Consider the following 20,425-nt stretch of genomic DNA (forward strand, 5'->3'; position numbering starts at 1 on the left):
TTGCGCATCGTTCACAGGACTGCGGATTGAGGAGGTGTTACGGACCTCAGATACCGTACGAAATCGTCCGGCTCCACGGCTTTGCTGAAGTAGTAACCTTGGCCTTCCTCGCATTGATGAGCCTTGAGGAAATCCAGCTGTTCGAGGGTTTCCACCCCTTCGGCAATGATGATCAGCTTGAGGCTGCGACCCAGGCTGATAATGGCGCTGACCAGGGCGGCGTCATTACTGTCGCTGCTCAAACCGCGAATGAACGACTGGTCGATTTTCAGCACGTCGATGGGGAAGCGCCGCAAGTAACTCAGGCTGGAATAACCGGTACCGAAGTCATCGATGGCCAGTCGCACGCCCATGACCTTGAGTCGGGTCAGGGCATTCACTGTGGTATCGATATTCTGCATCAACACGCCTTCGGTGATTTCCAGCTCCAGCAAGGCCGGTTCCAGACCTGTTTGTTTGAGTATCAGTTCGATGCCGTCGACAAAGTCGCGTTGGCGAAAATCAATCGCCGACATATTCACCGACATACAGATCTTCGGCAGCCCGGCAGCCTGCCAGGCGCACGCTTGTCGGCAGGCCTCGGCCAGCACCCATTTGCTCAGCGGCACGATCAAACCGCTGTCTTCGGCCACACTGATGAAGTCCGTTGGATAGATCAGACCGTGCCCCGGTTTTTGCCAGCGGATCAGCGCCTCGGCGCCCACGACCTGGCCGCTGCCCAGATCCAGTTTGGGCTGGTAATGCAGGACAAATTCATTGCGTTCCAGCGCCAGGCGAATGCCGGTCTCGATGCTTTGTTGATCCCGGGCACGCTGGTTCATGTCGTCGATGAAGAATCTGAAATCGTTAGGGCCACTTTCCTTGACGTTGCGCATCGCGGTTTCGGCTTTCTTGATCAGCGATATCGCATCGAAGCCATCGTTGGGATAAATGCTGATACCCAGGCTGGCGGTCACGCTCAGATCGTGGCCGGCGATGTGCTGGGGTGCGCGGATGGCGTTCAAGAGTTTTTCGGCGATGCCCTTGGTCTGCTGGGGGTGGCGGACATCGGCGAGTATCACCACGAATTCGTCGGAGCCATAGCGAAACACCGAATCGGACTCGCGAACGGTCGCCACCAGATTACGGCCGACTTGTTTGAGCATCTCGTCACCGGCCGGATGGCCCAGTGCATTGTTGATGCGTTTGAAGCGATCAAGTCCCAGAAACATGACGGCCAGTTGTTTGTCATGGCGTCGGGACAGCGCCAGGGACTGGTTCAACCGGTCACCCAGCAACGTGCTGTTGGGCAACTCGGTCAACACGTCGTACTGCAACAGATGTGACACCTTGAGCAATTCGTGGACCCGGGCCTCGATGGTTTGCTCCAGGCTCAGCACCTTCATTGCGGCGTCCTGCGCCATCTGCCACTTCCAGGTCAGGGCGCTGGCCATCTGGCGGATTTCCAGGCTGTCGAAGGGTTTTTTCAGCACCAACAACTGGTCGCTGAATTCCAGCCGTTCGGCCATCGCCTCCCAGGAGTAATCGGAATAGGCCGTGCACAATGCGATTTGCAGATGCGGATCGGCCTTCCACAGTTGTTCGATGGTTTCCAGGCCGTCCCAACCCGGTGGCATGCGCATGTCGGTGAACACCAGCGCGTAAGGGCGACCTTCGGCCAGTGCACGCTTGACCAGTTCAAGGGCTTCCTGACCCTGATAGGCCGAGTCGAGCTGGAACGTCGGACGATCAAGTTGCAGCGTACCGAACAGCGCCTCTTCAGTGCCCGCCAGGCTTTGATCACCCTCGGTTTCGGGGCCGAGGATCTTGCGAAAGTCCTGATGGATCGAGGGCGTATCGTCGACGATCAGAATGCGCCGATTGGTCCGCACGAAAGGCGTTTTCATCCTTTGTCCTCCGTGGAGCGTGGCGGGTTGTCCGGAATCTGCCCGATGTCATGAAGGGCGGGCACGATGCTCCCGGCCTTCAGCAGCTCGGCGGCCTGCTGGCTACTCACAGCCTTGCTGAAGAAGTAACCCTGGGCGTTCATCGGTGAACCGGTGGCCATCAGCGAACTGCGCTGTTCCTGGGTTTCGACACCTTCGGCGATGATTCCGATCCCCACCTCGCGGGCGAAATTGATAATGGCGCGCAAGGTGTTCGCACTGGCCGGGTCGCGGGAGGCGGTGTCGATGAAGGCCTGGGCGAGCTTCAGGTGATTGACCTGGTAAATCTTGAGGTAGTCGAACGAGGAATACTCGGTGCCGAAGTCGTCGATGGCGATCTTCACCCCCAGTTCACGCAGGCGTGGCAGCACGTCGTTGTGGGTCCATTTGGTCTGGGCCAGCGTCGCTTCGGTGACGTCGAAGCGCAGGTCCCAAGGGCACAGCTCCCAACGCGCAGTGGTGCGCAGCACGTCATAGATCAGCTCGGGACCACTTTTTAGCTGGGCCAGCGACAGCTTGATCGCAATCACCGGCGGCGCCATGCCTTCATCGCGCCATTGGCGCATCTGCTGGCAGGCGCGATTCAGTACCCAGTGACCGAGTGCGACGATGGTGCCGGTCTTCTCCGCGGCGGGCAGGAACGCCGAGGATTCCAGCAGACCTCGCTCGGGGTGGTTCCAGGTGACTTGCGCTTCCATGCCGAGGATCTTGCCGCTGCTCAGGTCCACTTCCGGCCAGTAATGCAGTTCGAGTTCGTCGTGTTCGATGGCGTCTCTCAAGTCGCTGGCGATAGTCATGCGCTCGACCACCTCCTGATTGATCTCCTCGGAATGGAAGTGGTACTGGTTGCGGCCCTTTTCCTTGGAACGATAGAGCGCCATGTCGGCCTGGGTCAGCAGGCCGTCGGCGCTGGTGCAGGCCGGGCTGTAACTGCTGATGCCGATACTGACCGAAACCCGCACGTCATTGCCGCCCAGGGAGTAGGGCTGCACCAGCGTATCGCGGACCTTGGTGGCCAGGGCCGCGGAGTGCGTCGGGTCGCTGACGTCCAGTTGCAAAATTGCGAACTCGTCACCGCCGAGGCGGGCGACGACATCGTTCTCGCGCACGCAGGCCTTGATGCGATGAGCGACTTCTTGCAGCAACAGATCGCCCACGGGGTGCCCGAGGGTATCGTTGATGCGTTTGAAGTGGTCCAGATCCAGATAAAAGATGGCGAACGGTGTCGCGCCCCGTCGAGCGGCGGCGAAAGCCTGGTGCAACCGTTCGATCAGCGTCGCGCGGTTGGCCAGCCCGGTGAGCCCGTCGGTGCGGGCCAGCAGGGCGATTTTCTCCTCGGCCACCTTGCGTTCGGTGATGTCGATGATGATGCCTTCGACTTCCAGCAAGCGGCCTTCGGCATCGCGTACCGGGATATAGCGGTTTTCCACCCAGCGCCAGGCACCCGCGCCGGTGCGCATTCGAAACTCGATGGAGGCGCCTGCCGCATGGCGATCCAGCACCCGGGCCATGGCGGTGTCGACTTTCGATTGATCGTCAGGATGGATCAGCTCCTGGGCCCAGTTGACCGAGGCCACCAGGTTGGCCGCGACATGACCGTATTTGGTGATGTTGTGGGAGATGTACATCAGTGGAAACGACGGCTCACCCCGCAGCCGATACAGAATGGTCGGGCTGTTTTGCACAATGATGTTGGCATCGGACAGCTCCCGGGTACGTTCCTCGACCGCTTGTTCCAGCAGTGACATCTTCAACGCCGCGTCTTCGGTCATTTGCCACTTGGCCGTCAATGCGCTGGCCATCTGACGGATTTCGATCGCATCAAAGGGCTTCTTCAGAATCAGCAGACGATCACCCAGCTCCAGGCGCTCGTCGATGTCTTCCCAGGAATAGTCGGAGTACGCGGTGCAGAGCGCCACTTGCAGCTTGGGATCGACCTGCCACAGCCGTTCGATGGTTTCCAGCCCGTCCCAGCCCGGCGGCATGCGCATATCAATGAAGGCCATCGCGTAGGGCAGGTCATTGGCCAGCGCTGTCTCGACCTTGTCCAGGGCTTCGACACCCTGAAATGCGGAGTCGAGCACGAAACTTGGCAGCGAGAACGCCGCAGGGGTTCCGAACAAGGCGTTTTCGGCGCTGGTCAGGCGATCGTCATCAATCGATGGCGGGCTGAGGATTTTGACAAAGTCCTCATGAATCGAGGCGGTGTCGTCGACGATAAGAATCCGCCGGTTAGTCCGCGCCAGCAGTGTATTCATCGACATACGTCGACACCGGTAGCCGTTTGATGCGGTTTATTCATAGGGGCATCCTTTCCCGATCAACTGGCCGAACGGGTACGGATAATGGATCCGAGTGATCAGAGCATAGTCGCCCGAGCACAACTTCGCGCAAATGAATGAGCCCAATCATTTCCCGGAGCGGGCTGAAAATCATCTAGCCTGTAGGTCAGGCTCCGGCAATAGGGGATGTTTGCCCGGGACCTGACAACGCGATGTATCCGTTTCACTTGAGGTGACGCCATGGAAGAGCAACTCCCCACGACTTTGACCGATAAACCCAAGGTGCTGCTGGTCGATGACGAGGAATCTATCCTCAATAGCCTGCGTCGCCTGTTACGCGGCCAGCCCTACGAGGTGCTACTCGCTTCCAGCGGTGCCCAGGCACTTGAAATCATGGCGCAACAGCCCATCGACCTGGTGATGACCGACGCACGCATGCCCAACATGGATGGCGCCGCGCTGCTGGCTCGCATCCATCAGCTTTACCCGACGACCACCCGCATCCTGCTGACCGGCTATGCGGACATGCCGACGATCATCAAAGCCATCAACGAAGGGCAGATTCAGCGCTACATCAGCAAACCCTGGAACGACGAGGAAATGCTCCTGACCTTGCGCCAGGCCTTGGCTCATCAGCATTCCGAGCGCGAACGCCAGCGTCTGGAGCAGTTGACCCGGGAACAGAACGACCAATTGAAATCGCTCAATGCCACACTGGAAAAGCACGTTGTAGCCCGCACCGCCGAACTCCAGCAAACCGCCGACATGCTCGACCTGGCCTACGAAGAGCTCAAGCACAGCTATGTCACCGGCACCGAAGTGTTTTCGTTGCTGGCCAACCTGAGGCTGCCGCCGGCCAAACAGACCAACCGCCAGATCATCGAACTGGTGCGGGTGTACTGCAAACTTCATAGCCTGGACGAAGGTACCAGCCGCGACCTGACCATGGCCGCGGCGCTCTACAACATCGGCAAGCTGAGCTGGACCGACAGCATGATGACCGCGCCCGCAGATCTGCTGCACCACAATGATCGAGAACGCTATCGCAGTTATCCAAAGCAGAGCGAGTCACTCTTGATGACCCTCGACCCGATGAAGGATGCCGCTCGTCTGATTCTTCACCATCAGGAGCGCTGGGACGGCAGCGGTTTTCCCGATCGGCTCAAGGGCGAGGCCATTCCACTCGGTTCGCGATTGCTGAAACTGGCCGTGGATTTCATCGAGTTGCAGCGCGGGCTGATCCTTGAGCGGCAGATGAACAGCGATGAAGCGCTGGTCTATATCCGCAACTATGCCGGCAAGCTCTACGATCCCGAGCTGGTGGAGGATTTCATTCAGGTCTGTGCCGCGTACCTGAGCGATGTTTCGCTGGCCGATCCGTCGGTCAAGGTGATGACCACGCGGGAAGTGGCGGCGGGCATGATCCTGGCGCGCAATCTGAATGCCGACAACGGCATGCTGCTGCTCAATGCCGGCAAGGTATTGAGCGCAGCATTGGTGGAAAAATTGATCGCCTTCGAAGCCATGGAAGGCGCGAAATACAGCATTTTTGTGAAGTTGCCCGAAGAAGCGGGCGCGATTATCGAGGCGGGTTAAGTTTTCCAGCCAATGCATTACCCAATGTGGGAGCGAGCCTGCTCGCGATCGCGGTGTGTCAGACAATATCTCTGTTGAATGTGACATTGCCTTCGTCGGAACGCCGCCCGGAGCCGGTTCGCTCCCACAGGGGCTCGGTAGATATTTTTTCGGCGTGACGGCGCACCGACACCCATGTGATCCTTGCGCCTTTCACCCAAGGCCATTTCAGATCCATGACATTTTCATCCGCAACTTCACCCCGCCTTATCCGCATTGCCGCAGCCCTGTTGATCGGCCCTGACGGTCGTACCCTGTTGGTCCGCAAGCGCGGCACCGAGGCCTTCATGCAACCCGGCGGCAAGATCGAAGCCCATGAGCAACCGGTCCACGCGCTGGCTCGTGAACTGGAAGAAGAATTGGGCCTGGTCATCGATCCTGCACACAGCACCTACCTTGGGCAGTTCTCGGCACCGGCCGCCAACGAACCGGGTTTTGTCGTCCAGGCCGAACTCTTTCAATTGACCATCGATGCAGACGTCTGCCCGGCGGCGGAGATCGAAGAGGTGTGCTGGATCGACCCGGCCACCGACGGCGATCTCACGCTGGCGCCATTGACACGAGACCTGATCCTGCCGTTTTATCGAGCCTCGTTAACCACGACTGCCTGATCATTTACGCAAAGGACTCGCCATGATCCCGCTTCAAGATTTGCTGATCTTCGCCGCTGCCGCGCTGCTGATGGTGCTGACGCCAGGGCCGAACATGATCTACCTGATCTCCCGTTCGATCTGCCAGGGGCGCAAGGCCGGGATGACTTCGCTGCTCGGCGTGGTCGCGGGGTTTTTCGTGCACCTGTTCGCCGCTGCAGCAGGTTTGACCGCGGTGTTTCTGGCGGTGCCGATGGCCTATGAAGTGTTGAAGTGGGCCGGGGCGCTGTACCTGTTATGGCTGGCTTGGCAGGCGGTCAAGCCGGGTGCGCGGTCACCATTCAAAGCACAGCAATTGCCACCGGACTCGTCGCGCAAGCTGATCACCATGGGCTTTCTGACCAGCGCCCTGAACCCGAAGATTGCGGTGTTCTATCTGTCCGTGTTTCCGCAGTTCATCACGCCCGAACACGGTTCTGTGTTCACCCAAAGCATCGTGCTGGGGCTGACCCAGATCAGCGTCAGTTTCGGCGTTAATCTGCTGATCGCGATATTCGCCGCCGGCATCGCCTCCTGGTTCGTCAACAACCCGACGTGGCTGGCGGTGCAGCGCTATTTCATGGGGTTCGTGCTGTCTGCGCTGGCGGTGCGGCTGATGCTTGAGCAACGACGGATGGCGTGAACATGTGGATAGAACGGCTGGATGCAAGCCATGCCCTGGATTATCGGGCGCTCATGCTCGAAGCCTACGACCTGCACCCCCAGGCGTTTACCTCTAGCGTGCGCGAACGCGCCGTGATGCCGCTGAGTTGGTGGGAGTCGCGCCTGACCAGCAAGCTGGATGTGGTGCTCGGGGCATTTGAAGAGGGTGAGTTGGCGGGCATCGTCGGCCTTGCCTTCGAGCCTCGGGAAAAGGCCCGGCACAAGGCAACGCTGTTTGGCATGTACGTGTCAGGCAAGGTCCGCGAGCGCGGGTTTGGTTACCAATTGGTGCAAGCCGCTTTGGCGCAGGCGCAGACCCGTCAGAGCCTGAAACTGATCCAGCTGACCGTCACCGCCGGCAACGAAGCGGCATTCAACCTGTACCAGCGCTGCGGCTTCATCCAGTTTGGTCTCGAACCTTTGGCGGTACGGGTGGGCGAGGATTACTTCGATAAAATCCACATGTGGCGCGAACTCTGAAGCCACGACAATGATCGTTCCCACGCTCCGCGTGGGAATGCCGCCAGGGACGCTCCGCGTTCCGCTTCACGAGCTGACGCAGAGTGTCAGAGGATGCATTCCCACGCGGAGCGTGGGAACGATCGGATCGGTCAGCGAACCGCGCTGACCCCATCCAGGGTCGAGAACGACGTGTCCTTGGCCGTCAGCAGAAAGTCGCGCATATACGGCGCATCCAGCATGTCGGCGCGAATCCCGGCATACAGCGTCGCAAACAGTCCCTTCTCGCCAAGACGCTTACCCTTCACATAACCCCGTGAGCTGTATTCGTGCAGCGCCCAATGTGGCATGCCGCAGACGCCGCGACCGCTGGCCACCAGTTGCATCATCATCACCGTCAGTTCCGAGGTGCGGACCTGCGCCGGTTCGATATCGGCGGGTTCCAGGAAGCGGGTAAAGATGTCCAGCCGATCGCGCTCCACCGGGTAGGTGATCAGCGTTTCGGTGAGCAAATCTTGCGGGACGATGTAGGCCTTGCTCGCCAAACGGTGCTGATTGGCCACCGCCAGCATCGCTTCATAAGTGAACAGCGGCACGTAGGTGATCCCGGCCAGCTCCAGCGGATCGGAGGTCACCACCAAGTCCAGGTCGCCACGAGCAAGCGCCGGCAGCGGGGCGAAGGAGAAACCTGAGGCCAGGTCCAGCTCGACTTCCGGCCAGGCATCGCGGAACTGATCGATGGTCGGCATCAGCCACTGGAAGCAACTGTGGCACTCGATCGCCATGTGCAAACGCCCCGCGGTGCCACCGGCCAGCCGCGCGATGTCACGCTCGGCGCCCCGCAGCAGCGGCAGGGTGGCGTCGGCCAGCTGCAGCAGGCGCAAACCGGCGCTGGTGAAACGCACCGGTTTGGTCTTGCGCACAAACAACTGCATGCCCAAGCGTTCCTCAAGTTCCTTGAACTGATGGGACAGGGCTGACTGGGTCAGGTGCAGGCGGTCGGCTGCATCCACCAGGCTATCGGCTTCGCGCAAGGCGTGCAGGGTCTTCAAATGACGGATTTCAAGCACCGGGGGCTCCATGAGGAAAACTTGTGATCAACACGAAAAGGTTGAGTTTGTCTCATGTTGAGTGAGCTGTCGATAATGGCGCCATCTTTTATAGGGAGGTAACTCACCATGGCCTTGGCCCACACACTCGGTTTTCCACGCATCGGCGCTGACCGCGAACTGAAAAAAGCCCTCGAATCCTACTGGAAGGGCGATCTCGATCAGGACGCGCTGAAAAGTGTCGGCCGCCAATTGCGCGCCACCCACTGGCAATTGCAGAAAGACGCCGGCATCGATCTGCTGCCGGTAGGCGACTTCGCCTGGTACGACCAGGTGCTGACCCATTCCCTGACGTTCGGTGTGATCCCCGAGCGTTTCGACAGCGTCAAAGACTCGCGTGGCCTGCCCACCCTCGACACGCTGTTCGCCATGGCCCGTGGTGCCACCGCTGCCTGCTGCGGCGGTGAACATTCGAAGGCGCAATACGCTCAGGAGTTGACCAAGTGGTTCGACACCAACTACCACTATCTGGTCCCTGAGTTCACCGCTGACCAGCAATTCAAACTGAGCTGGGAACAGTTGTTCGACGAAGTCGACGAAGCCAAGGCCCTGGGCCACAACGTCAAACCGGTGATTATCGGCCCTCTGACTTACCTGTGGCTGGGCAAGGCCAAAGGCAACGACTTCGACAAGCTCGACTTGCTGGAACGCCTGCTGCCGATCTACGGCGAAATCCTCGGTCGCCTCGCGGCACAAGGTGTTGAGTGGGTACAGATCGACGAACCGATCCTGACCCTCGACCTGCCTCAAGACTGGAAAAACGCCTTCGAACGCGCCTATCATATCCTTCAATATTCGCCGCTGAAAAAACTCGTGGCGACGTACTTCAGCGGCCTGGAAGACAACCTCGGTTTGGCGGTCGGTCTGCCAGTTCAAGGTCTGCACATCGACGCAGTGCGCGCGCCGGATCAACTCGGCCAGGTGCTGGATCGTCTGCCGACCTACAAGATTCTCTCGGTGGGCCTGGTCAACGGCCGTAACGTCTGGCGCTGTGAACTGGAGCAAGTGCTTGCTCAACTGCGGCCGGCCCAGGAGCGCTTTGGCGACAACCTGTGGGTCAGCAGTTCCTGCTCGTTGCTGCACAGCCCGGTGGATCTGGATCGCGAAGACAAACTCGATCCTGAGCTGAAAAGCTGGCTGGCCTTCGCTGTACAGAAATGCGGTGAAATCGCTGTGCTGCGTGATGCCCTCAACGACCCGCAAGCGCCCAAGGTGCAAGCTGCCCTGGCCGAAAGCCGCGCCATTGCGGCCAGTCGCGCCGAGTCGCCGCGTATCCATAAAGCCGAGGTACAGGCGCGAATCGACGCCATCGGTGCGGCGGACAGCCAACGTCACTCGCCGTTCGCCAAACGCATCGAGCAGCAACGTGCGCGGTTGAAACTGCCGGCGTTCCCGACCACCACCATCGGTTCGTTCCCGCAGACCGGTTCGATTCGTCTGGCACGCCAGGCGTTCAAGCAAGGCAAGCTGTCGGCCAACGATTACACCGACGCCATGCACAGCGAAATCCGCCATGCCGTGCAAGTCCAGGAGCGCTTGGGCCTGGACGTGCTGGTGCACGGTGAAGCCGAACGCAATGACATGGTCGAGTACTTCGCCGAGCAACTGGACGGCTATCTGTTCACCCGTTTCGGCTGGGTGCAGAGCTACGGTTCGCGTTGCGTGAAACCGGCAATTATCTACGGCGACCTGAGCCGTCCGAATGCCATGACGGTCAACTGGATCGCCTATGCACAGAGCCTGACCGACAAGGTCATGAAAGGCATGCTCACCGGTCCCGTGACTATGCTGATGTGGTCGTTCCCGCGCGAAGATGTCTCGCGCAAAATCCAGGCGCAGCAACTGGCCCTGGCCCTGCGTGATGAAGTGGTGGACCTGGAAACTGCCGGCATCAAGATCGTTCAGATCGACGAAGCCGCTTTCCGCGAAGGCCTGCCACTGCGCCGGGCGCAATGGCAGGAATACCTGGATTGGGCGGTGGAAGCCTTCCGCTTGAGCGCCAGCGGTGTGCGTGATGAAACCCAGATCCACACCCACATGTGCTACAGCGAATTCAATGACGTGATCGAGTCCATCGCGGCCATGGACGCCGACGTGATCACGATTGAAACCTCGCGTTCGGACATGGAACTGCTGGAGGCTTTCGAAGCGTTTGATTACCCGAACGACATCGGTCCGGGTGTCTACGACATTCACTCACCACGGGTTCCGGACACGGCCGAGATGGTCAAGTTGATGAGCAAAGCCGTGAAGCGCATTCCGGCGCAGCGGTTGTGGGTCAACCCCGACTGCGGTTTGAAAACCCGCGCCTGGCCGGAAACCGAAGCGGCGCTGGTGAACATGGTCGCGGCAGCACGTCAGTTGCGCAGTCAGTTGGCTTAACGAAAGATCAAAAGATCGAGGCCTTCGGCAGCTCCTACAGGTGTACGCAAAACCCTGTAGGAGTTGCCGAAGGCCGCGATCTTTTTGCTTTGATAAATGACCGTTCAGCACTATTCATCAAACTGTCACGTAACTGTGGCAGCGCGCTTGAGCAAACTTCATCAGACTCGCGCTCTACTGGAGTTCTGCGTTTCGGTGTTTTTTCATGTGTGCACGATTTTTTTCGGCTGCGGTTTTTCTGACCGCGTTGTTGTTCGGCCTGCCGTCGTTGGCGGCTTCGCGATGCGATATCAATGTTCCGACTGAACGGGCCGATCTGGCGCAGGTGAGCCTGGCGTACCAGAGCATCGGCCGTGCATCCGACCCGGCGTTGCTGCTGGTGATGGGCCTGGGCGGGCAGTTGATTCACTGGCCGGACGAGGTGGTGATCGCGCTGTGTCAGCAGGGCTTTCGGGTGATTCGTTATGACAATCGCGATGTCGGCCTCTCGACTTGGCGGCAAACGCCGGTCGACGCCAACCTGACCTTCGAAGTGCTGCGCTACAAACTCGGTTTACCGGTGTCGGCGCCGTACACCCTGACCGACATGGCCGACGATGCGTTTGGATTGATGGATGCCTTGCACGTCGAGCAATTCCTCGTGCTGGGTGCCAGCATGGGCGGGATGATCGCCCAGCATATGGCGGCCATGGCGCCGCAACGGGTCGAGAGCTTGACCCTGATCATGACCAGTTCCGGGGCCGAAGGCTTGCCGGCGCCGAGCGCGGCGTTGGTGCAGTTGCTCTCGCGTCGTGGCGCACCGAATCGCGAAGTCGCCCTGGAGCAACAAGCCGATTTGTTGGCCGCGCTGGGCAGCCCCACGGTGAGCGATGATCGGCAGGCATTGTTGCATCAGGCGGCGCTGTCCTATGACCGGGCGTTCAACCCTGAGGGCGTGAAGCGCCAGATCATGGCGATCCTCGCCGAGCCGAGCAGGGTGGCGTTGCTCAACCAGTTGCGAGTGCCGACGCTGGTGGTGCATGGCACGGCTGATCCGCTGTTGCCAGTTATGCACGGCGTGCATCTTGCGGCGCACATTCGCGGCAGCCAGTTGAAGCTGATTCCGGGGTTGGCCCATCGTTTTCAGGAGTCGTTCAAGGCGCCGTTGCTGGCGGCGGTGCTGCCGTACTTACAGGCTCATCGCGAAGACACCTCGCATTGGGCGCAGATTGATCCGGTGACCGAACACAACCTCCTGTAACCCGCCAGCCAAACAATTTCTCACAGGAAAATGCATTCAAATTGTGGGAGCGAGCCTGCTCGCGAAGACGCTAGCACAGCCACCCCGTCTATTTCAGACAGAGCGCCTTCGCGAGCAGGCTCGCTCCCTCAATGGATCTGCTGTCAGCTTAAGTTTCTCGGTGTATGGTTGCTCTTTTCCTGCGCGTTGCCAGCCTGCGAGGTGAATGATGAGTACCCCCCTGAAAATCGATTTCGTCAGCGACGTGTCCTGCCCCTGGTGCGTCGTCGGCCTGTACGGCTTGACCCGGGCCCTGGATTTGCTGGGCGACGAGGTTCAGGCCGAGATCCGTTTCCAGCCATTCGAACTGAACCCGAAGATGGGCCCTGAAGGGCAGAACATCACCGAACACATCACCGAGAAGTACGGCTCCACCCCCGAGCAGTCCCAGAAGAATCGCGAGATGATCCGCGCCCGTGGCGCCGAGGTCGGGTTCGCTTTTCGCACTGACGGCAACAGCCGTATCTACAACACCTTCGACGCTCATCGCTTGCTGTTCTGGGCGGGGCTTGAAGGGTTGCAGTTCAATCTGAAGGACGCATTGTTCAAGGCGTATTTCAGCGAGGGCGGCAACCCTTCCGATCATCAGCAATTGGCGCAGATCGCTGAAAGCGTCGGGCTGGATCGGCAGCGCGCCGAAGCGATTCTGGCGTCGGATGAATTCGCCAAAGAGGTTCTCGAGGAAGAGCAATTGTGGCTGTCACGCGGGGTGAGTTCGGTGCCGACCGTTGTTTTCAATGGGCAGTACGCGGTCACTGGCGGGCAGCCGGTGGAGACTTTTGTCGGAGCCATTCGGCAAATCATGAGTGAGGCAAAGGGCGGAACGGTCAGCTGATGCTCGTCAGTTGTAAATAAATATATCAATGTGCCACTATTGTTTTTACCGGTGCTGCCGACAAAGGCAGCACCGTCGAAAAGTGGCAAGTGCGCGACCTCAACACTTTGCCGGATGTCATCGTCGCCAAGCTGCAGGCCAAGGGCTACAAGGCCAAGCGGATCAATGAGCCGGTCAATCTGCAGTTTTACAAGAACACTGACTTCCGCGAAGGCTACATGACCAAGGACTTGACGCCGATCAAGGGCGCCTACGGCGTCGATCGTCTGCTGCTGGTTAATGTCTACACCACCGGCGCCACCCGCAGCTACTACAGCATCATGCCGACCAGCGTACCGATGGCGCAGGTGGGCGGGCTGCCGTTTGAGGATGCTTTGTCACAAGCGCAGTTGCAGAAGGTTTACGCGCACTAGCCCGCGATCGCTTCCACGCTCTGCGTGGTAATGCTGCCCGTGACGCTCTGCGTCCCTTGAGGCATTCCCACGCAGAGCGTGGGAACGATCAGTTGTGGTCAGCTGTGAAGGTCCATCAGTGGCTCAGCCCGTATTTCTTCACTTTGTCGAACAGTGTGGTCTTGGCCATGCCCAATTCCAGGCTGGCCTGGGTCAGGTTGCCGCCGCTGCGCTGCAAGGCGTCGTTGAGCAGGTTGCGTTCGAAGGCTTCCACCGCTTCGGCGAAGGCCAGGCCCTGATTGCTGCCGCTGGTGCCGGTTTTTTTGAAAGCCGGCAAGCCGAGGGCAAAGCGCTCGGCGACGTTGCGCAGTTCGCGCACGTTGCCCGGCCAATCGTGGCTCATCAGGTTTGACAGGGTCTGGTTGTCCAGCTCCGGCACCGCGCGGTCGAAGCGCAGGGACGACTGCTGCAGGAAATGCTCGAACAGTTGCAGGATGTCTTCGCGACGTTCGCGCAATGGCGGCAATTCCAGGGTCACCACGTTCAGGCGGTAATACAAATCGCTGCGAAACTCGCCGGCCTTGCTCGACTCGTCGAGATCAGACTTGGTCGCCGCGATCACCCGGCAATCCACCGCCACGCTCTGGTTCGAACCGAGGCGTTCGAGGGTGCGCTCCTGCAACACCCGCAGCAGTTTGATCTGCAACGGCAGCGGCATGCTTTCCACTTCATCCAGGAACAGCGTGCCGCCATCGGCGTGTTCGATCTTGCCGATCCGCCGTTTACCGGCGCCGGTGAAGGCGTTGGCCTCGTGGCCGAAAATCTCGCTTTCGAACAGGTTCTCCGGCAGGCCGCCGCAGTTCAGCGCGACAAACTGCTTGGTATGCCGGCGACTGAAATCATGCAGGCAGCGCGCGACCAGTTCCTTGCCGGTGCCGGTCTCGCCCTCGATCAGCACGTTGGCCGAGGTGTCGGCGACGTTGGCGATCAGTTCCCGCAAGTTCTGCATGGCCGGCGAGCGGCCGATGATCCGGCCTTCGAGGGAATCACGCTCGGCGAGTTGCCGGCGCAACGAGGAGACTTCCCGCGCCAGGCTGCGTTGCTCCAGCGCGCGGCGGGCGACATCCACCAGGCGTTCGGGGGAGAAGGGTTTCTCCATGAAGTCGTAGGCGCCTTTTTGCATCGCGCCGACGGCCATGGAAATGTCACCGTGCCCGGTAATCAGCACCACCGGCAGGCTGCGGTCGCGGGCCTTGAGTCGGGTGAGCAGTTCCAGGCCGTCGATGCCCGGCAAGCGGATGTCGCTGATGACGATCCCGGCAAAGTTATCGCCGACCCGCTCCAGCGCTTCTTCGGCGCTGCCCACGCCAACGCAGGGAATGTCTTCCAGGGTCAGCGCCTGTTGGCAACCGAGCAGCACATGGGGGTCGTCTTCGACGATCAGCACACTAAGGTCGTTGTTCATATTGGCTCGGCAGAAGTGAGGCTTACCAACGGTAAACTGAGGACGAAGGTGGTACCACCGCTGGCCGGGTGTTCGACACCCAGGTGCCCGCCGGTGGCAGCGGCCAGGCTCGCCGACAGCGTCAGGCCCAGGCCCAGGCCTTGTTCGCCGGGTTTGGTGGTGAAGAACGGTTCGAACAGATGCTTGCGCGCTTCGGCGTCGATACCGTGGCCGTTGTCGCGTACCCGAAGGCGATATTTTCCATCGAACGCTTCGCCTTCGAGCCACAACTCCGGCATCGGCTGTGCCTGCATGGCGTCGAGGGCGTTGCCGATCAGGTTGACCAGAATCTGCTCCAGGCGGGTCTGGTCTATCTGCACCTGCACATCGGTGAAATCACGGTGCAATTGCAGATGTGCGCTTTCCATGCGGCTGCCCAGCACCTGCAAAGCGGCGTCTACCGCTTTGCCAAGGCTGGCCAGACCTTTGTCATCGCCGCGACGTGCGAAGGAGCGCAGGCTCGCGGTGATCCGACCCATGCGGTCGATCAGTTCGTTGATGGTCTTGAGGTTGGTGCTGGCCACATCCAGCTGACCGCGCTCAAGGAAACGCACGGTGTTGCCGGACAAGGTCCGCAGCGCGGCCAGCGGCTGATTCAATTCGTGGGCGATGCTGGTGGACATCTGACCGATGGCGGCGAGTTTTCCGGCCTGTACCAGTTCATCCTGGGCGCGGCGCAACGTCTCTTCAGCCTGACGCCGTTCGCGGATCTGGCCCTTGAGCCGTTCGTTGCTGGCGCGCAGGTCAGTGGTGCGTTCGGTAATCCGACGCTCCAGTTGATTGTTGGCTTCCTGCAAGGCTTCCCGGGCGGCGAGGCGGGTGGCGATCACCTTGCGGCGCTCGTTCCAGGCAATCAGCAGGAACGCCACGAGGGCAAACGCGACGGCGACCAGAATCCCCTGATTGATCGCTTCGCGACGCAAATCCTGCAGGGGTGTGAGCAGGGTGAAATTCCACGGCGTGTCGCTCAGCGGCCGGGTTTGCGAGAGGTAGCTGATGTCCTCTTCATCGGATTCCACTTCGCTGTTGGCGGGGAAGGTCAGTTTTTCCTCACCTTCGGCCAGCTTCTCCCGGGCCAACGGCTGCAGTTCGTTCAGCGGGAACCAGTAATACTGGAGGCTGCGGGCGAGTTTTTCTTTCGTGTCATCGCTCAATGGAATGACCGACTTCAGCCGCCGCGCCGGATCGCTGGAGAGAATGATGATGCCGTTCTCATCACTGACGAAGGCTTCCAGGCGTGCTCGCTGCCAGCGTTCTTCCATGGCTTCAAGACGTACCTTGACCACCGCGACGCCGATGATCTTGCCGTGTTCTTCGAGGCCGTGAGCCAGGTAGTAGCCGGGCTCGCCGTTGGTGCTGCCGATGCCGTAGAAACGTCCCGGCTGACCGCGCACGGCGTTCTGGAAATAGGCGCGGAAGGACAGGTCTTCCCCCAGGTAACTGTCGACATCGCGCCAATTGCTGGTGGCCATGACGCGACCGGTGGTGTCCATCACATAGATAGCCCGACTGCGGCTGCGCCGGTTCAGGCCTTCGAGGTATTCATTGACCGTCTGCCGGTGTTCCGGCGACGGATCGGCCAGCAGCTTTGAAACGCTGGTTTCGAGTTCCAGCAAGCTGGGCAGGTAGGTGTATTTGCTGATCTCGCTCTCGACGGCGCGGGCGTGCAGTTCGAGCTGTCGCTGGCCGTTCTCGCTGAGGCTGCGAATCCCGTAGTGTTCACTGACCCAGAAGCCGATATAACCCAATCCGATCATCAGGGCGATGACCAGCGGGGGCAGGAACAGATGGCGAATCAGACGGGGTTTCACGGCGAGTGATGGCGGCGCGGCGCGATAGAGAGTGGGGTCGCATTTCATCACAGATGCCTTGGGTCAACCACAACACAAATCGTCAGACTACCGCCGGCCCTTGTGGGAGCTGGCTTGCCTGCGATAGCGGCTTATCAGATCAATGATGATCTCAACTGACACTCCGTTATCACAGGCAAGCCAGCCCCCACAGGGGAGTGGCGTCGTCCTTAGTGCTGCAGAATCTTGTTGAGGAAATGCTGTGTACGCTCGGCGCGGTGGCTGATGTCGCCGAAGAAATCCTCTTTCTTGCAGTCTTCGATGATCTTGCCCTGGTCCATGAAGATCACGCGGTCCGCCACTTTGCGGGCGAAGCCCATTTCGTGGGTCACGCACATCATGGTCATGCCTTCGTGAGCCAGTTGCACCATCACGTCGAGCACTTCGTTGACCATTTCCGGGTCCAGCGCCGAGGTCGGTTCGTCGAACAGCATGACGATCGGGTCCATCGCCAGTGCGCGGGCAATCGCCACACGCTGTTGCTGACCACCGGAGAGTTGCCCCGGATGCTTTTTGGCGTGGGCCGAAAGACCGACGCGTTCAAGCAGCTGCAAAGCTTTTTTGCCGGCTTCTTCCTTGCTCCGACCCAACACCTTGATCTGTGCAATGGTCAGGTTATCCATGATGCTCAGGTGCGGGAACAGCTCGAAATGCTGGAACACCATGCCCACGCGCGAACGCAGTTTCGGCAAGTCGGTCTTCGGGTTGGCGATGGACGTGCCATCGACCACCACGTCGCCTTTCTGGAACGGTTCCAGGGCGTTGACGCATTTGATCAGGGTGGATTTACCGGAGCCGGACGGTCCGCACACCACGATCACCTCGCCTTTTTTGACCTCGGTGCTGCAATCAGTCAGCACCTGGAAGTCCCCATACCACTTGTTGACGTTCTTGATAGAGATCATACGGCGAACCTTTTTTGCAGACGCTTGACCAGCTGCGAGGCGGCAAAGCTGATGATGAAGTATGTGAAACCGGCGAAGATCAGGAACTCATTGGAGCGACCGATGATGTCGCCACTGGCGCGCGAAGCATTGAGGAAGTCGACCAGACCGACCGCGTAGACCAGCGAGGTGTCCTGAAACAGGATGATGCTCTGTTGCAGCAACAGCGGGGTCATCTTGCGGAACGCTTGCGGCAGGATAATCAACCGCATCATCTGGCCGTAGTTCATGCCCAGGGCCTGGGCAGCACCCATCTGGCCCTTGGGAATCGACTGCACGCCAGCCCGGACGATTTCGCAGAAGTACGCCGCTTCGAACATCATGAAGGCCACGATGCACGAGGCGAACGCGCCGATCGGGGTGTCTTCGCCGGTGATCCAGCGCAGTACGAACGGCACGGCCAGGTAGAACCAGGTGATGACCAGCAGCAGCGGGATCGAACGGAAGTAGTTAACGTAGGCGCCGGCAATGTTCGACAGCAGCTTGCTGTGGGACAAGCGCATCAGGGCGAGGATGGTGCCGAGGATGATCCCGCCGATCACGCCCAGCGCCATCAGTTGCAGGGTCATGACCATGCCGTTCCACAAACCCGGCAGGGACGGGATGATGCCCGAGAAGTCGAATTCCATCATTTACCCCCTACGGAGATCAGGCCAGGCACGGCGACTTTCTTCTCGACCATGCGCATCAGCAACATCAGGCCCATGTTCAGGGTGAAGTAGATCAGCGTTGCCAGGGTGAACGCTTCGAACAGGTTGGCGGAGAACTCGGCAGTCTGTTTGGTCTGCGCAAGCAACTCCATCAGACCGATCAGCGAGGCCACGGACGAGTTCTTGAACACGTTCAGGAATTCCGAGGTAAGCGGCGGAATGATGATCCGGTAAGCCTGGGGCAGCAGCACGTTCCAGTAAACCTGCGGCAGCTTGAAACCCATGGCGCGAGCGGCGGCTTCCTGGCCGCGAGGTAGCGCCTGGATACCGGTGCGCACTTGTTCGCAAACACGCGCGGCAGTAAACAGACCCAGGCACACCACGACGCTGAGGAAGGCCGAAGTGGTCGGGTTCAGGTCCTGCTTGTACCACTCTTGCAAGTTTGCCGGCAGCAGGTCCGGTACCAGGAAGTACCAGATGAACAGCTGAACCAGCAGCGGCACGTTACGGAAGAGTTCGACGTAGCAGGTCGCGATGCCCGATACGATGCGGTTCGGCACCGTGCGCATGACACCCAGAATCGAGCCCAGCAGCAGCGCGATAATCCAGGCGACGACGGCGATGGCGATGGTCCAGCCCAAACCGGAGACGTACCAGTCGAAATAAATTTCGCTGCCCACGCCGGTGGACTTGAAGAATACGCTCCAGTCCCAGTTGTAATTCATTAGGGTCTCCCCTCAGATCGTTCGATGTACAAATGCCCGCCTGGGGAAGCTCCGTTCCCGCCCGACCTGAGTGGCCTGTGGTCAGGCCACTACGACCGGGCACACACGAGCGGCTCGACAACCACCGGTTCGAGTGTTTCCAAAAATGCCAGCAGGGAGTGACCATCCCTGAAAGGGCAGAGGCCCCCTCAGGAGATAAGGTTAGTCAGAAATCAGGATTTCTTGTCGTCAGCCGCTTTATCGGTCGGATTGGCGATCAAGGCCTTGAGCTCGTCGCTCATCGGGAACATCAGGTTCAGGTTTTTAGGCGGGATTGGCTGCATGAACCATTTTTCGTAGATCTTGTTGATCTCGCCCGATTTGTAGGTCGCGACGATGGCGTCGTCGACAGCCTTCTTGAACGGCGCGTCGCCCTTGCGGACCATGCAGCCGTAGATTTCATAAGACTGTGGAGTGCCGGTCACGACCCAGTCAGTTGGCTTCTTGGCCTTGGCCATTTCACCGGCCAACAAGGCGTCGTCCATCATGAAAGCCACTGCACGGCCAGATTCCAGCATCTGGAAGGACTCGCCGTGGTCCTTGGCAGAGATCACGTTCATGCCCATCTGCTTGTCGGCGTTCATCGACTTGATGATGCGCTCGGACGTGGTGCCGGCGGTGGTCACGATGTTCTTGCCTTTCAGATCAGGGAAATCCTTGTACGGCGAATCTTTCTTTGTCAGCAGCTTGGTGCCGATTTCGAAGATGCCAACGGAGAAGTCAACTTGCTGCTGACGCTCGACGTTGTTGGTGGTGGAGCCGCATTCGAGGTCCACGGTCCCGTTCTGCACCAGCGGAATACGGGTTTGCGAGGTGACCAGGTTGTATTTGACCTGCAGGTTCGGTAGGTCCAAGTCTTTTTTCAGGGCTTCGACGACTTTCAGCTGAATATCGTGAGAGTAGCCAACCGGTTTGCCGGAAGCGTCCGCGATGTAGGAAAACGGAATGGAAGCGTCACGATGCCCGAGGGTGATGGTGCCGGACTCTTTGATCTTCTTCAGTGTGCCGGTGAGTTCGGCAGCGAAAACTGGAGTGCTAATCAGAGCGGCAGCAATGGCTGCGCCCAGGATATGGGGAACGATGCGCATCAAATTTTCCTCGACATTGTTTTTTTTATGGAGCC

16 protein-coding genes and 1 pseudogene are annotated in these 20,425 nt (G+C 59.6%); 8 read left to right on the top strand and 9 right to left on the bottom strand.

Features of this window, described 5'->3' with window-relative positions:
- Window positions 1-11: 11 nt before the first annotated feature.
- Both FQ185_RS25610 and FQ185_RS25615 read right to left on the bottom strand, forming a co-directional pair.
- Window positions 12-1,886, bottom strand: coding sequence for a bifunctional diguanylate cyclase/phosphodiesterase (locus FQ185_RS25610; protein ID WP_149419872.1), 1,875 nt, complete (start codon window positions 1,884-1,886; stop codon window positions 12-14).
- A complete protein-coding gene (locus FQ185_RS25615) occupies window positions 1,883-4,189 on the bottom strand; it encodes an EAL domain-containing protein (RefSeq protein WP_149419873.1) in 2,307 nt (768 codons plus the stop codon). The genes FQ185_RS25610 and FQ185_RS25615 overlap by 4 nt, the downstream gene beginning before the upstream one ends.
- Window positions 4,190-4,447: 258 nt before the next feature.
- Here FQ185_RS25615 and FQ185_RS25620 point away from each other — a divergent pair, with 258 nt between their 5' ends.
- The 4 genes from FQ185_RS25620 (at window position 4,448) to FQ185_RS25635 (ending at window position 7,614) form a co-directional block, all read left to right on the top strand.
- Entirely contained in the window at window positions 4,448-5,803 is a 1,356-nt protein-coding gene (locus tag FQ185_RS25620) for an HD domain-containing phosphohydrolase (protein WP_149419874.1), read from the top strand.
- Window positions 5,804-6,018: 215 nt separating this feature from the next.
- Complete coding sequence (locus FQ185_RS25625; protein ID WP_149419875.1) at window positions 6,019-6,453, top strand: NUDIX domain-containing protein; 435 nt, start codon at window positions 6,019-6,021, stop codon at window positions 6,451-6,453.
- Window positions 6,454-6,475: 22 nt separating this feature from the next.
- Complete coding sequence (locus tag FQ185_RS25630) at window positions 6,476-7,114, top strand: LysE family translocator (RefSeq protein ID WP_149419876.1); 639 nt, start codon at window positions 6,476-6,478, stop codon at window positions 7,112-7,114.
- A 2-nt stretch (window positions 7,115-7,116) separates the two neighbouring features.
- The gene (locus tag FQ185_RS25635) at window positions 7,117-7,614 is read left to right on the top strand and encodes a GNAT family N-acetyltransferase (protein WP_149419922.1); all 498 of its coding nucleotides are present in this window, start codon (window positions 7,117-7,119) and stop codon (window positions 7,612-7,614) included.
- A 131-nt stretch (window positions 7,615-7,745) separates the two neighbouring features.
- On the opposite strand, the gene metR is transcribed toward FQ185_RS25635, so the two are convergent.
- Window positions 7,746-8,663: a transcriptional regulator MetR gene (gene metR, locus FQ185_RS25640; RefSeq protein ID WP_149419877.1), complete on the bottom strand. Its 918-nt coding sequence runs from the start codon at window positions 8,661-8,663 to the stop codon at window positions 7,746-7,748.
- Window positions 8,664-8,771: 108 nt separating this feature from the next.
- On the opposite strand from metR, the gene metE reads away from it, so the two are divergent.
- The 4 genes and pseudogenes from metE to FQ185_RS25660 all read left to right on the top strand — a co-directional run.
- Window positions 8,772-11,084 carry a 5-methyltetrahydropteroyltriglutamate--homocysteine S-methyltransferase gene (gene metE, locus FQ185_RS25645; protein WP_149419878.1) on the top strand — a complete coding sequence of 771 codons (2,313 nt, stop codon included), beginning with the start codon at window positions 8,772-8,774 and terminating at the stop codon, window positions 11,082-11,084.
- 205 nt (window positions 11,085-11,289) lie between these two features.
- Window positions 11,290-12,324: an alpha/beta fold hydrolase gene (locus FQ185_RS25650; RefSeq protein ID WP_149419879.1), complete on the top strand. Its 1,035-nt coding sequence runs from the start codon at window positions 11,290-11,292 to the stop codon at window positions 12,322-12,324.
- 208 nt (window positions 12,325-12,532) lie between these two features.
- Window positions 12,533-13,198 carry a DsbA family oxidoreductase gene (locus FQ185_RS25655; protein WP_149419880.1) on the top strand — a complete coding sequence of 222 codons (666 nt, stop codon included), beginning with the start codon at window positions 12,533-12,535 and terminating at the stop codon, window positions 13,196-13,198.
- A 74-nt stretch (window positions 13,199-13,272) separates the two neighbouring features.
- Window positions 13,273-13,554: pseudogene (locus FQ185_RS25660) on the top strand (hypothetical protein); the annotation flags it as partial.
- 172 nt (window positions 13,555-13,726) lie between these two features.
- On the opposite strand, the gene FQ185_RS25665 reads toward FQ185_RS25660, so the two are convergent.
- From FQ185_RS25665 to FQ185_RS25690, 6 genes are all read right to left on the bottom strand, one after another.
- Window positions 13,727-15,055 carry a sigma-54 dependent transcriptional regulator gene (locus FQ185_RS25665; RefSeq protein WP_149419881.1) on the bottom strand — a complete coding sequence of 443 codons (1,329 nt, stop codon included), beginning with the start codon at window positions 15,053-15,055 and terminating at the stop codon, window positions 13,727-13,729.
- Window positions 15,052-16,953, bottom strand: a complete 1,902-nt coding sequence (locus FQ185_RS25670; protein WP_149419882.1) for a sensor histidine kinase — start codon at window positions 16,951-16,953, stop codon at window positions 15,052-15,054. The genes FQ185_RS25665 and FQ185_RS25670 overlap by 4 nt, the downstream gene beginning before the upstream one ends.
- Window positions 16,954-17,114: 161 nt before the next feature.
- Window positions 17,115-17,849, bottom strand: coding sequence for an amino acid ABC transporter ATP-binding protein (locus tag FQ185_RS25675; protein WP_149419883.1), 735 nt, complete (start codon window positions 17,847-17,849; stop codon window positions 17,115-17,117).
- Window positions 17,846-18,517 (bottom strand): amino acid ABC transporter permease, encoded by a 672-nt coding sequence (locus tag FQ185_RS25680; protein ID WP_149419884.1) that lies wholly within the window; start codon window positions 18,515-18,517, stop codon window positions 17,846-17,848. Before FQ185_RS25680 ends, FQ185_RS25675 begins: the two co-directional genes overlap by 4 nt.
- Window positions 18,517-19,263, bottom strand: coding sequence for an amino acid ABC transporter permease (locus FQ185_RS25685; protein WP_149419885.1), 747 nt, complete (start codon window positions 19,261-19,263; stop codon window positions 18,517-18,519). Before FQ185_RS25685 ends, FQ185_RS25680 begins: the two co-directional genes overlap by 1 nt.
- A gap of 212 nt (window positions 19,264-19,475) precedes the next feature.
- Window positions 19,476-20,390 (bottom strand): glutamate/aspartate ABC transporter substrate-binding protein, encoded by a 915-nt coding sequence (locus FQ185_RS25690; RefSeq protein ID WP_149419886.1) that lies wholly within the window; start codon window positions 20,388-20,390, stop codon window positions 19,476-19,478.
- Window positions 20,391-20,425 lie beyond the last annotated feature (35 nt).

This window comes from Pseudomonas sp. ANT_H12B, assembly GCF_008369325.1.
GTDB lineage: Bacteria > Pseudomonadota > Gammaproteobacteria > Pseudomonadales > Pseudomonadaceae > Aquipseudomonas.

Bases quoted from the DNA above. Each gene is read 5' to 3' on its own strand.
- metE (WP_149419878.1), top strand. From the start codon at position 8,772: ATGGCCTTGGCCCACACACTCGGTTTTCCACGCATCGGCGCTGACCGC.
- FQ185_RS25675 (WP_149419883.1), bottom strand. From the start codon at position 17,849: ATGATCTCTATCAAGAACGTCAACAAGTGGTATGGGGACTTCCAGGTG.
- FQ185_RS25610 (WP_149419872.1), bottom strand. From the start codon at position 1,886: ATGAAAACGCCTTTCGTGCGGACCAATCGGCGCATTCTGATCGTCGAC.
- FQ185_RS25655 (WP_149419880.1), top strand. From the start codon at position 12,533: ATGAGTACCCCCCTGAAAATCGATTTCGTCAGCGACGTGTCCTGCCCC.
- FQ185_RS25685 (WP_149419885.1), bottom strand. From the start codon at position 19,263: ATGAATTACAACTGGGACTGGAGCGTATTCTTCAAGTCCACCGGCGTG.
- FQ185_RS25625 (WP_149419875.1), top strand. From the start codon at position 6,019: ATGACATTTTCATCCGCAACTTCACCCCGCCTTATCCGCATTGCCGCA.
- FQ185_RS25670 (WP_149419882.1), bottom strand. From the start codon at position 16,953: ATGAAATGCGACCCCACTCTCTATCGCGCCGCGCCGCCATCACTCGCC.
- FQ185_RS25635 (WP_149419922.1), top strand. From the start codon at position 7,117: ATGTGGATAGAACGGCTGGATGCAAGCCATGCCCTGGATTATCGGGCG.
- FQ185_RS25620 (WP_149419874.1), top strand. From the start codon at position 4,448: ATGGAAGAGCAACTCCCCACGACTTTGACCGATAAACCCAAGGTGCTG.
- FQ185_RS25630 (WP_149419876.1), top strand. From the start codon at position 6,476: ATGATCCCGCTTCAAGATTTGCTGATCTTCGCCGCTGCCGCGCTGCTG.
- FQ185_RS25665 (WP_149419881.1), bottom strand. From the start codon at position 15,055: ATGAACAACGACCTTAGTGTGCTGATCGTCGAAGACGACCCCCATGTG.
- FQ185_RS25650 (WP_149419879.1), top strand. From the start codon at position 11,290: ATGTGTGCACGATTTTTTTCGGCTGCGGTTTTTCTGACCGCGTTGTTG.
- FQ185_RS25680 (WP_149419884.1), bottom strand. From the start codon at position 18,517: ATGGAATTCGACTTCTCGGGCATCATCCCGTCCCTGCCGGGTTTGTGG.
- FQ185_RS25615 (WP_149419873.1), bottom strand. From the start codon at position 4,189: ATGTCGATGAATACACTGCTGGCGCGGACTAACCGGCGGATTCTTATC.
- FQ185_RS25690 (WP_149419886.1), bottom strand. From the start codon at position 20,390: ATGCGCATCGTTCCCCATATCCTGGGCGCAGCCATTGCTGCCGCTCTG.